The sequence below is a fragment of the Ralstonia chuxiongensis genome (assembly GCF_024158925.1).
Lineage (GTDB): Bacteria > Pseudomonadota > Gammaproteobacteria > Burkholderiales > Burkholderiaceae > Ralstonia > Ralstonia chuxiongensis.
Genome location: NZ_JAMYWC010000005.1, coordinates 283369 through 294867, shown reverse-complemented (window position 1 = coordinate 294867; position 11499 = coordinate 283369). Strand labels below are relative to the sequence as shown.

At 65.5% G+C, this 11499-nt stretch carries 15 protein-coding genes; all 15 read left to right on the top strand.

What is annotated here, in order from left to right; translation table 11 throughout:
* Complete coding sequence (locus tag NKG59_RS18475) at positions 1–207, top strand: phage head-tail joining protein (protein WP_253539803.1); 207 nt, start codon at positions 1–3, stop codon at positions 205–207.
* Positions 204–1709, top strand: a complete 1506-nt coding sequence (locus NKG59_RS18470) for a phage portal protein (protein ID WP_253539801.1) — start codon at positions 204–206, stop codon at positions 1707–1709. Before NKG59_RS18475 ends, NKG59_RS18470 begins: the two co-directional genes overlap by 4 nt.
* Positions 1699–2820 carry a head maturation protease, ClpP-related gene (locus NKG59_RS18465; protein ID WP_253539799.1) on the top strand — a complete coding sequence of 374 codons (1122 nt, stop codon included), beginning with the start codon at positions 1699–1701 and terminating at the stop codon, positions 2818–2820. The genes NKG59_RS18470 and NKG59_RS18465 overlap by 11 nt, the downstream gene beginning before the upstream one ends.
* Positions 2821–2843: 23 nt before the next feature.
* Positions 2844–3179: a head decoration protein gene (locus NKG59_RS18460; RefSeq protein WP_253539797.1), complete on the top strand. Its 336-nt coding sequence runs from the start codon at positions 2844–2846 to the stop codon at positions 3177–3179.
* 27 nt (positions 3180–3206) lie between these two features.
* Positions 3207–4208, top strand: coding sequence for a major capsid protein (locus tag NKG59_RS18455; protein ID WP_253539795.1), 1002 nt, complete (start codon positions 3207–3209; stop codon positions 4206–4208).
* 1 nt (position 4209) lies between these two features.
* Positions 4210–4527 carry a head-tail joining protein gene (locus NKG59_RS18450; RefSeq protein WP_253539793.1) on the top strand — a complete coding sequence of 106 codons (318 nt, stop codon included), beginning with the start codon at positions 4210–4212 and terminating at the stop codon, positions 4525–4527.
* On the top strand, positions 4512–5054 hold the full coding sequence (locus NKG59_RS18445) for a phage tail protein (RefSeq protein ID WP_253539791.1): 543 nt from the start codon (positions 4512–4514) through the stop codon (positions 5052–5054). Before NKG59_RS18450 ends, NKG59_RS18445 begins: the two co-directional genes overlap by 16 nt.
* Positions 5044–5556 (top strand): hypothetical protein, encoded by a 513-nt coding sequence (locus NKG59_RS18440; RefSeq protein WP_253539789.1) that lies wholly within the window; start codon positions 5044–5046, stop codon positions 5554–5556. Before NKG59_RS18445 ends, NKG59_RS18440 begins: the two co-directional genes overlap by 11 nt.
* Complete coding sequence (locus NKG59_RS18435) at positions 5537–6211, top strand: phage baseplate assembly protein V (RefSeq protein WP_253539787.1); 675 nt, start codon at positions 5537–5539, stop codon at positions 6209–6211. The genes NKG59_RS18440 and NKG59_RS18435 overlap by 20 nt, the downstream gene beginning before the upstream one ends.
* 73 nt (positions 6212–6284) lie before the next feature.
* Positions 6285–6602 carry a GPW/gp25 family protein gene (locus NKG59_RS18430; RefSeq protein WP_253539785.1) on the top strand — a complete coding sequence of 106 codons (318 nt, stop codon included), beginning with the start codon at positions 6285–6287 and terminating at the stop codon, positions 6600–6602.
* Entirely contained in the window at positions 6599–7486 is an 888-nt protein-coding gene (locus NKG59_RS18425) for a baseplate assembly protein (RefSeq protein ID WP_253539783.1), read from the top strand. The genes NKG59_RS18430 and NKG59_RS18425 overlap by 4 nt, the downstream gene beginning before the upstream one ends.
* Entirely contained in the window at positions 7479–8099 is a 621-nt protein-coding gene (locus tag NKG59_RS18420; RefSeq protein ID WP_253539781.1) for a phage tail protein I, read from the top strand. Before NKG59_RS18425 ends, NKG59_RS18420 begins: the two co-directional genes overlap by 8 nt.
* Positions 8092–9813 (top strand): phage tail protein, encoded by a 1722-nt coding sequence (locus NKG59_RS18415; RefSeq protein ID WP_253539780.1) that lies wholly within the window; start codon positions 8092–8094, stop codon positions 9811–9813. Before NKG59_RS18420 ends, NKG59_RS18415 begins: the two co-directional genes overlap by 8 nt.
* A gap of 11 nt (positions 9814–9824) precedes the next feature.
* Positions 9825–10247, top strand: coding sequence for an XkdW family protein (locus NKG59_RS18410; protein ID WP_253539777.1), 423 nt, complete (start codon positions 9825–9827; stop codon positions 10245–10247).
* 78 nt (positions 10248–10325) lie between these two features.
* The gene (locus tag NKG59_RS18405; protein WP_253539775.1) at positions 10326–11489 is read left to right on the top strand and encodes a phage tail sheath subtilisin-like domain-containing protein; all 1164 of its coding nucleotides are present in this window, start codon (positions 10326–10328) and stop codon (positions 11487–11489) included.
* Positions 11490–11499: the final 10 nt, after the last annotated feature.

The window sequence follows — 11499 nt, the reverse complement described above, 5'->3', positions numbered from 1 at the left end:
ATGGCTTACACAAAGCAAGATCTCCAGCGCATCGAGCGTGCACTGGTGAAGGGCGAGCTCGAGGTTCAGTTTCAGGACCGGCGCGCCCGATACCGCTCGGTGGACGAGATGCTGCGCATCCGCAGTGAAATCGTTCGCAATCTGGAAGGCGCCGCGCCAGCATCGCGCGTGATCCGGCTGCGCTCGGCAGGCAAGGGGGCAACATGACCCGATTCCCTGCGCTGGGCCAGCTTGGTTTCGTCTTGCCGGCGGAGCGGGCGGTTCGGGCGCAGGCATACGAGGCCGGCGGCACCACTGGCAGCCGGGGCCGCGCGTGGCGCACCTCGGGCGCGGGGCCAAACGCCTCTATCACGCAGAACCTCGGCACCATCCGCACGCGGGCACGCAGTGCCGTCCGCAATGACCCATGGGCCAAGAAGGCGATTGCCGGTCTGGTGACCAACGCCATCGGTACCGGCATCGTGCCGCACCCTTACCATCCCGACCTAGCCGTACGCAACGCGCTCAAAGAGCTGTGGAGCGACTGGGTGCTCGAAGCCGATGCCGATGGTCTGCTCGACTTCTACGGCTTGCAGACGCTGGCCGCCCGCGCCTTGTTCACCGATGGGGAGGTTCTGAACCGCGTCCGCCCCCGCCGCCCCGAACGTGGCCTCAGCGTGCCGCTGCAGGTGCAGCTTTTCGAAGCCGACCACCTGCCGGCCAACCTGAATCAAATGCTGCCCAACGGCAGCGAGATCGTCTCCGGCGTCGAGTTCGACCGCGATGGCGACCGCGTTGCATACCACCTGCACCGCCGGCACCCCGGCGAGGCAGGGCGCGCGGCCACGCAGGCAGGAACGGTGCGTGTGTCCGCCGCCGAGATCCAGCACGTATTCGAGCCGGTGCGGCCGGGTGCCGTGCGGGGTTGCTCGGCGCTGGCAACGGTGCTCTTGCGCTTGCACACGCTCGACAGCTTCGACGACGCGGTGCTCGTGCGGCAGGAGGTAGCCAACCTGTTCGCAGGCTTTATCACCCGGCCAGCACCCACCAGCGTGAAGCTGGATATGGTGACGGGCCAGCCAGCCCAGTTCGATGGCGACGGCACAGTGCTCACATCGATGGAGCCCGGCTCCCTGCAGGAACTGCTCCCCGGCGAGGAAGTGCAGTTTGCCGAACCACCCGGCGCCGGCACCGACTACGGCCCCTTCATGCGGCAGCAGCTCATGGCAGCAGCTGCATCCGTGGGCCTGCCGTACGAAGTGCTCACCGGCGACCTGCGCGACGTCAGCGACCGCGCGCTGCGCGTGATCCTTGGCGAGTTCCGGCGCCAGCTCGAACAACTGCAGTGGAACGTCTTCATCCACCAGTACTGCCGCCCCGTGTGGGCCGCCTGGACAGACGCCGTAGCGCTGTCCGGCGTGCTGCCCATGCCCGACTACTACCGGAACCGGCGCCTCTATCAGCGCGTGCGCTGGGTGCCGCAGGGCTGGCCGTACATCAACCCGGTGCAAGACGTACAGGCCCAGCGCATCGCCATCCGCGCGGGGCTGGCAAGTCGCTCGGCCACGATCCTCGCCCAGGGCGAAGACCCGGAAACCACCGATGCCGAAAACGCAGCCGACAACGAACGCGCCGACAGGCTCGGCCTCGTTTTCGACTCGGACGCGCGCAGGCGCGACAGCGCCGGCAACGTGACCGACAACCAGGAACACACCAACGATGAAAGCTAAACAGAGGAAGTGGTACGACCTCAAGGCCGCGCGCAACGCCGCCGGCAAGACGGTCGCAGAACTGCGCATCTATGACGACATCGGCTTTTGGGGCACCACCGCCAAAGCGTTCGTCAACGAGCTCGACGCCGTAGCCAAGGACGCAGATGAAGTCCTCGTGGCCGTCAACTCCGGCGGCGGCGATGTGTTCGACGGCTTTGCCATCTACAACGCACTGCGCCGTTACAGCGGCAAGGTCACTGCGCGTGTGGATGGCATTGCCGCCTCGGCCGCGTCACTCGTCGCCATGGCGGGCGACACCATCGTCATGCCCGAAAACGCCATGATGATGATCCACAACGCCTGGACCATCGCCGCCGGCGACGCCGCGGCATTGCGCAAGACCGCCGAGCTGCTCGACAAGACTCGCGACGGCATCGTCGCCGCTTACCGAAACAAATGCGGTCTGGCCGACGACGAGATCGTCGCCATGATGGACGCAGAGACGTGGATGACTGCCAGCGAGGCCAAGGAACGCGGCTTCGCCGATCAGATCGAGGCGCCCGTCAAGCTGCAGGCGTCTGTGCGCACCGGAGAACTCCTCGCCCGGTTTGAGCACACGCCCGAGGCGTTGCTCAAAGCGCTCGAAGCGCCGCCGGCGGAGCCGCCGAAAGCCGCTGTACCGGCAGCACCAGCGGCGCCCGCAATACCAGCAGCCCCAGCGGCAGCACCGGTCGCCACCACGCCACCGCCAGATCCCGGCGCGCTCGCGCAACACGCCTTTGCCGCGTGCCGCGCCGCCGGCCTCCCGCAACTGGCTGAGGCTGTCGTGTCGTCCAGCGCGCTCGCCAGCAACGAAGCCATCGATGCCGTAGTCGCACGCGCCAAAGACATCGCCGGCCTGTGTACGGCGGCACACCTGCCTGAACTGACCGCGCAATTCGTTGCGGACGGGCTCAACGCCGAACAGGTGCGCGCCCGGCTGTACGACCGCGTCATGGCGGCCAGCACGACCGGGCTGTCGAACCGTCAGCCGCACGCAAGCCAAGAACCCAACGAGCGCAAGACCGGCCCGCACGGCCCGAGCATCTACAGCGCCCGCCGCAAGAAAACGTCTTCGGCGCTCGCCTGAAGCAACCCATTGGAGTCACCCAAATGCAGATCCAGACACAAGGCGTGCAAACCGCCGAATTCCTGCTGACTGAAGCGCCGGGCAGCCTCTCGCGCGAGCAGATCGCTGTGGCGGCGGGCGATGCGCTTCCGGCTGGCCAACTGCTCGAGCAGGACGCCGACGGCACCGGCTACGTCCCGTACGGCACTGCGGAAGACGGCAAAGCCGCCGCCATCCTGTACGCACCGCTGCGCGCTTCGGAAACCGTCCGCCGTGCCACCGGCATCGTGCGCCTCGCAGAGGTCGCCGAAGCCCGCTTGACCGGCCTGGACGCCAAAGCCCGCACCGACCTGCTCGCGGCCTTCATCGCCGTTCGCTAAGCACCCACACGAAATCAGGAGAACCCCATGGCTGATATGGCCCTGTTCAACGACGACGCCTTTTCCATGACGGCGCTCACTGCCAGCATCAACGAGCTGGAAACAACGCCCTCGCGGCTGGCCGCCCTCGGCCTGTTCGAAGAGGAGGGCATGACCGTCACCACCGCGCAGATCGAGCGCGACGGTGAACAACTGCAGCTGGTCGCCTCGGCCGAGCGTGGCTCGCCCGGGCAGGTTGTGGTCGGCAGCAAGCGTCAGGTGATTCCGTTCAACGCCGTGCACCTGCCGGAAATCGCAACCATCAAGGCCGATGAAGTGCAGAACTTGCGCGCCTTCGGCGAAGAGAGCGAGCTCGAAGCCCTGCAGACGGTGGTGAGCAAGCGCCTGCAGAAAATGCGCCGCCAGCTCGACGCCACGCACGAGTTCCACCGTATCGGCGCCATCAAGGGGCAGATCCTCGACGCGGACGGCCAGTCCGTCCTGGTCGACCTGTTCGAGCGCTTCGGGCTGAAGCAACAGCACATCCCAATCCTCATCGGCGACGTGCGTTCCTCCACGCTGGAACTGCTCGACATGGTGGAGGATTCGCTCGGCGCCACGCCGCACACCGGCGTGCGTGCCCTGTGCGGGCGCAACTTCTGGCGGCAGTTGATGACGTCCAAGGACATCCGCGAGACCTACCTCAACACCCAGATGGCCGCCTCGCTGCGTGGCGACCCGCGTGACACCTTCGACTTCGGCGGCGTCACGTGGGAACGCTATCGCGGGCGCGTTGGTAACGTGGGCTACATCGGCGACGACGAAGCCTACGCCGTGCCGGAAGGCGTGCCGGAGCTGTTCATCACCCGTTTCGCCCCGGCCGACTACATGGAAGCGGTCAACACCAACGGCCTGCCGTATTACGCCAAGCAGGAAGCCGGCAAGTTCGGCAAAGCCGTCGAGCTGGAAGCGCAATCCAACCCGCTGCACCTGTGTACCCGCCCGCGCGCCGTGATCAAGCTGGCGGCCACAACGGGCAAGGCAGGCTGACATGACGTTTCGGGAGCACGTGGCGGATCTCGACACGGCAGTTTTCGAGGCGCTCTCTGACGAGGTGCAAATCGACGGCAAGCCCGACCCGGTGATGGGCATGTTCTATTCGCCGTGGCTGGACGTCGAAACCGTGCGCGGGCAGCGCACGGGCCTGCGCGAGCCGTTCGTGATCCTGCGCGATGCCGACGCCGCCGGCGTTCGGCAGCGCACGCGTGTGCAAGCGCTGGGCGACGTGTTCAGCGTCATCGAGCTACAGCCGGACGGCTCCGGCATGACCAAGCTCGTACTGAGGCCAGAGCCATGTCCGTCACGTTAAAGGCCGAGCTCGACATTGCCGCAGCGCTCGCACCGCTCAACCGCCTGGGTAAGGACGCCATGCGCAACGCCTGGCGCCGCGCGCTGAAGAAGAGCGCCAACTGGGTGAATGGCCAGACGGCAAAGCACGTCTCGGCCGAGATGCACATTGCGCAAAAGCTGATACGGCAGCGCCTCTATTTCTTCTTGCACAGCGCAGACAAAGGCAAGGTGTGGCTTGGCCTCAACGCCATCGAGGCGCACCGGCTCGGCAATCCGCGCCAAACGCGGCGCGGCGTGTCTGTCGGCCGGCACCGATTCGACAAGGCGTGGATCTACCGAAGCAAACGCGGCGGCAAGAACGACGGCAAGGTGTACCGCCGCGTGGGCAAAGCGCGGATGCCGATCGAGGGCGTCAAACTCGATTGGGCGGACAAGGGCGAAGCCGCTTTCCGCAAAGCCGCTGCCGAGATCGAAGCGCGCCTCATGGTGTTACTGGAGCAGGAAGTGAAATACGAGATCCTCAAGGCAACCGGCCATGCTCGCTGATCTGCAGCAACTGTTCGACGCCGTTGAATCGCACCTGAAAGCGCAGTTCCCCGACGTCGCGTTGATCGGCTGGGCACCTGAAATCGAAGAGAGCATGCCGCTACCGGCGATCCTGCTGTACGTCGGCGCGCTGCGCCCCGGTACCCACCCCGGCACCGGCCAGCCGCCCGTTGTCATGGTGGTAGAGGCGCGCGTTGTCGGAGATCCGACCGAGCCAAACGCAGAAGCCGCCATGTGGCAGCTCGCTGCGCGGCTCATCAAGGTATTGCACGATCAAACCTGGGGCTTGCCCGTCACCATGGCCGAGCTGGAGGCCGACGGCTTCCACCCAGACGGCATGCGGCCCGATCTCGACGCCTACAGCGTCATCGCCGCTGAATGGCGACACGAGTTCGACCTCGGCCCGCCCGAATGGGCGTTTGAAGACACCAGCGGCACGACCGTCGATTTCGACATCCAGCCGCGACACAGCGAGGCAGACCATGGGCTACGAAGCGGGTGAAGCAGACCGGCGCCTTGCCTGCATCGTGCAGGCCGGCGTCATTGCCCAGGTGGACCATGCTGCCGCACGTTGCACCGTCACCGTTGGGGACTGGACATCTGACTGGCTGCCGTGGTGGACGCGTGCAGCGGGGCGCGTGCGCGAATGGCGCCCGCCGTCACCGGGGGAGCAGGCGCTGCTCATCTCGCCATCGGGTTGCCTTGAAGCTGGCTTTGTCCTGGCCGGCTTCTACACAGACCAGCACGGCGGCGCCAACGGCGATGCCGATGCGCAGACCGCCACCGACTACCCCGACGGCGCCCGCGAGCATTACGACCATGCAGCGCACGAATACCGGCTTGCCGTACCGGAAGGCGGGCAGATCGTCCTGCAGGTCGGCGATACATCGCTCACGCTGCGCGCCGACGGTGCCGTCCTGAAAGCGCCCCAACTGCGTGCCGACGTACCGGCATCCACCTTCACAGGTAATGCACTCGTGGAAAAGGCTCTTGCATTCATGGGCGGCCTGTCAGGGCAGGGCGCCGCCGGTGGCACCGCCGTCGCCATTCAAGGCGGCATCAAGGCCACAGATGATGTGGTTGCGGGCGATGTGTCCCTGCGCGGTCACTCGCACATGGAGCAGGGCGACGGCGCGCCGGTGGGCGAACCCTTCTAGCTGCAGCACATATCAATCGCAAGGCGGCCACGTGCCGCCTTTTTTCATTGGAGGCACCGTGGCCGTCGTCGGCATGAACAGACGCACGGGAGCGCTGCTCTCGGGCATGGACCACCTCCTGCAAAGCCTGACCGACATTCTCAGCACACGACGCGGCACACGGCGCGAACGCCCCGAATACGGCAGCGATCTACCCGACAAGGTAGACCTGCCCATCACGCGCGGCTGGGTGGCCGCCGCGCAGGCAGAAGCGGCGCGCGCCATCACCCGGTGGGAGCCGCGCCTGCGCCTCTCGCGCGTGCGGGTGGAAGGCATTGAAGACGGCAGAGTGGTCTGGCGTGTCGTCGGTATCTACAACGAGCGGGCCGTCGATCTCAAGGTGATGTCATGAGCGTAATCGACCTGTCCGCGCTGCCGCCGCCCGATGTTGTCGAGCCGCTCGACTTCGAGGGGTGCTACCAGCGGCTGCTCGCAACCTTCAGGGGCCTGTGCCCCGAATGGTCGGCCACCATGGAGTCTGACCCCGTGGTCAAGCTGATCGAGCTGCTCGCGTACGTCGACGTGCAGCAACGCGCGCATGTCAACGATTCCGCACGTTCGACCATGCTGGGTTTTGCCGTCGGCGCGGATCTGGAACACCTCGCCGCCGGCTTGGACACAGAGCGGCTCATTGCCGTGCCGGGCGACCCGGAAGCGTTTCCACCGGTCGCCCCAGTCATGGAATCGGAAGGCAGCTTGCGCACGCGTGCGCAGGGTGCTTTCGAGCGGTTGTCAGTCGCTGGCCCGCGCGCCGCGTATGAGCTGCATGCACGCGCCGCAGACGGTCGCGTGGCCGACGCAAGGGCCATCTCGCCGGCGGCGGCGGAAGTCATCGTGTCGGTGCTCAGCAACGAAGGCGATGGCACTGCGTCTGACGAGCTCGTGGAGCGCGTGCGCCTGGCACTCAGCGATGAAGACGTCCGCCCGCTGGCTGACCGGCTGACCGTGCGAGCGGCGCGCATCATCCCGTACCGGCTGCGCGTCGTGCTGTACCACTACCCCGGCCCGGAAGCGGAGCCCATGGTTGCCGCTGCGTGGGAGCGGCTCACCGCCTACGCGCAGGAGCAACGCCGCATCGGCCGAGATGTACGCCGCTCCGCCATCTTTGCCGCGGCACACGTGGCGGGCGTACAGCGCGTGGAAGTTCCCGAGCCCGCCGAAGACATCATCGTCGACCTGACAGAGGCGTCTTACTGCGCGGGCATCGACGTTGTTGTCGGGGGCGCAGATGAGTGACAAAACGCTGCTGCCCGCAAATGCAACGCCGCTGGAACGGGCTCTGGCGCAAACCATCCTGACGCTGCTCGACACGCCCGTCCCGCTGAATCAGTTGTGGGATGCGGATACGTGCCCCGTACGGCTGCTGCCCTACCTGGCAAGCGCCCGCTCGGTAGACCGCTGGAATGCCAACTGGCCGGAAGAGGTCAAGCGGCGCGTCGTGCGCGACGCGTTTGCCGTGCACCAGCGAAAGGGCACAGCCGGCGCCCTGCGGCGTGCACTTGAACCGCTGGGCTATCGACTGACGATTCAGGAGTGGTGGCAGACGCAGCCACCCGGCCAGCGGGGCACGTTCTCGCTCGATGTCGGCATTGAAAACACGGGCGTCACAGAGGCCACCTACCAAGAGATCGAGCAGATCGTCGACGACGTTCGGCCGCTCTCGCGCCACCTCACCGGCTTGACGGTCAGCGCCGAGATTGCCGGGTACGTCGGCGCACATGCCGCCTGCGTCGATGGCGACACGGTGACGGTGTACCCGTACATGCCTGAAGTTGTTACCACAGAAGGCCCCACCCATTCCGCGGTGGCCGCCCACGTTGTTGAAATCACTACGGTATCGAATGGCTAAGTACTTTGCGACTTTGACGGAGACGGGCGAAGCCAAGATGGCTCGCGCGCTGCTCTCCAATACGATGGTCCCGCTCACCGAGATGGCCGTGGGCGACGGCGGTATCGACGGCGGCGCAGACGCGGACGTCATGCCGAGCGCCGCGCAACGCGCCCTGGTGCGCGAACGCCTGCGCCGGCCCTTGAACCGCCTCGTTCGCGACGAGAAGAACGCAAGCATCGTGATTGCCGAGGTCTACCTGCCCGAAGAGGTGGGCGGATGGTGGTCGCGTGAGCTCGGCCTGTATGACGAAGACGGCGACTTGTTCGCGGTCGCCAACGTGCCGCCCAGTTACAAGCCCGTGCTCGCAGAAGGCTCCGGGCGTGGTCAGTTCTTCCGGATGATGTTGATCCACAAGGCGGCCGGCAACATCGTTCTGAAGATCGATCCGGCCGTGGTGGTGGCAACGCGCGAGTATGTCGACGAGCAGGTGACTGCCGTTCGAATGGCCGTGACAGGTGATGCGGACAAGCGCTACGCAACCAAGGAATCGGTCGCGGCGCTGTCGCGGCATGTCGATGAGGTCCAAGAGATTGCGGCCGATGCGTTGCCGCGCTCGGGTGGCGTGGTCACTGGCATCGTTGACATCAGCGGCCCATCGAATGAGCTGCTTTTCACTGACACGGCCCAACCCATCACGGTAGGTCGCTTTCGTGTGGTCCCCAGCAACGGGAGCCTCATCATCGATCGCAATACGGCCGCCAAGGGTGATTTCTCAACGTATGCACGTGTGTGCGCAATCGATGGGAACGGCAACATGTCCACTCCAGCCGGCATCGTGGCCGACTTAATCAAGACGCGGGCCAACGTCAACCTGCCGGCCTACAACAACGACGGGCGCGGCTTTCTGGAGTTCGGTGGCGATACCGTTATCTGGCGGCTGTACTCGGTAGGTCCGACCGGCAACCTAATCCTCGGCAGCTACAACGTTGACGGTACAAACCGGCACCAGCCGTTCTACATCAACTACACCACCGGCCAGTGGGCATTTGGGGTACGGCCGAACTTCGCCGGCCATGAGCCTTGGGATACGGGCAACCTGCCCAATCCGATCACAACAGACGGTGGTGGGTTGACCGCAAACCGGGGTTTCAACTTCGGTGTTGGGTACGGCAGGAGCGCGCTGCAGGTTTCCTCGAACGGTACGGATTCCATCGGCGGCGCCTTTTCCGAATGGAACGCCTCCCGCACGCCCGCCCTGCAAATCGATTGCCCCAGCAACGTAGGTGCGTACATGGGCATCCGATGGACGCAGTGGGGAATGCGGCATCTAGCGGCCATTGATTGCTATGCGGGCGGTAGCGATGCAACTGTCCCCTATATCTCCATGCACGTCGGAGGCTGCGTCAACGCTTTCACTTTCGGCGGCAGCGGCACCCTTGTCGCTCAAGGCGACATACACGCTGGCAACGGTGGCGGCATCCTCGCCACCAACGGCAACGTCTACATGTCGTGGGCCGGGCAGTGGCTTTCCACGTACCTCACGAGCCTGAGCGGTGGCAAAGCCAACTCGGGGGCGGTATGCCAATGGAACACCGACATCACTGAGTTTGGTGGCGTCTCTACCGGGTCAAGCTCCGGGGAGGCTGACCTGCCTGCTCCATACGTACTGGTCGGCCTGCGCAACGGCTTCTACACGCACTACCTGCGCGCGGTCCAACTGCGCAACCAATGAGGACACAGCCAATGCTTACCCACGATGAACTGATCTTCTGCCTGCAGCAGAAGTACCCCGATCTCGCTCACGGCGTCGATTTCTGGGTCGGCCAGAGCATGTGCCGCGACACCGGCAAGCAGACCGAAGCCGCCCGCATCATCGCGTGGCACGCAGACGGCCAGCCCACCGACGAAGAAGTGGCCGCGCTGGTCGAGCAGTATCGTGACGCTGCCCGGCTGCATGTGTTGGGACAACGCGCCCGCGAAGAGCGCGATCGCCGCCTTGAAGCAGCAGATGCCATGTTCTACAAGGCCATGGACACCGGCGACGCTAGCAAGGCGCAGCAGGTGGGCCAGTACCGGCAGGCCCTGCGAGAGGTGCCGGAGCTACCCGGTTTCCCGGCCGATTTCACGTGGCCCAGCATGCCGGACGCCGGCGCCGCCCTGCCGTAAGGGCCACTGGCCGCACACCCAAACGAGCCCCGCCACCGCGCGGGGCTTTTTCATTTCTACATCCCATCGAGGAGCCGCATGGCATCTTCATTCTTCCACGGCATCACCACCACGATTGTCGACACCGGCCCGCGCCCGATCTCCGTGCCGTCGTCGTCCATCATCGGCCTGGTCGACACGTACACACCGGGCCCGGATCTCGTGCAGCCCGATGTGCCGGTGCAAATCACCAACCCGCGCGAGGCGGCGCAGGCATTCGGCCAGAACAGCGCCATCACCCGCGCCATCAAGGCGATCCAAGAGCGCACATCGGCCGTGATCGTCGCAACCGGCGTGGCCGAGTCCGACGATGCGGACGCGCTCACCTCCAGCGTCATCGGCGGCACCACGGGCGCCGGCATGCGCACCGGGCTGCAATCGCTGCTCGATGCCAAGTCGCGTTTCAACGTGCAACCGCGCCTGCTGATCGCGCCGGGGTTCTCCGCGCGGCAGCCGGTGGCGACGGCCATGGATGCATTGGCATCCAAGCTGCGCGCCGTGGGCATCATCGATGGGCCCAACTCCACCGACGAAGCCGCGCTCGCGTATGCGCGCAACTTCGGTTCGAAGCGCCTGTACATGGTCGACCCCGGCGTGCGCACGTGGGACACCACCGCCAACGCAGAGGCCGACGCACCGGCATCCGCCTTTGTGGCAGGTCTGTTCGCCTACACCGATGCGCAATACGGCTACTGGGCGTCGCCGTCCAACAAGGAATTCGTGGGCATTACCGGCACTGGCCGGCCCATCGAGTTTCTCGACAACGATCCAGCTTGCCGCGCCAACCTGCTCAACGAGGCCCGCATCGCCACGATCATTCGCGACGGTGGCTACCGGCTGTGGGGCAACCGCACGTTGTCTGCCGATCCGAAATGGTCGTTCGTCACACGCGTGCGCACGCTGGACATCCTCATGGATGCCGCGCAAGCCGGCCACAAATGGGCGGTCGACCGTGGCATCACCAAAACGTACGTGCACGACGTTACCGAAGGGCTGCAGGCGTTCATGCGCGACCAGCGCAACGCGGGCGCGCTCATCAATTTCGAGGTCTATGCAGACCCGGTGCTGAACACCGCCAGCCAGATCGAGCAGGGCCGCGTTGTGTGGAACGTGCGGTTCACCGATGTCATCCCGGCAGAAAACCCAATCTTCCGCTTCGAAGTCACCAATGAGTGGCTGACCGAAGTGCTCGACACCAAATAACGGAGGTGCA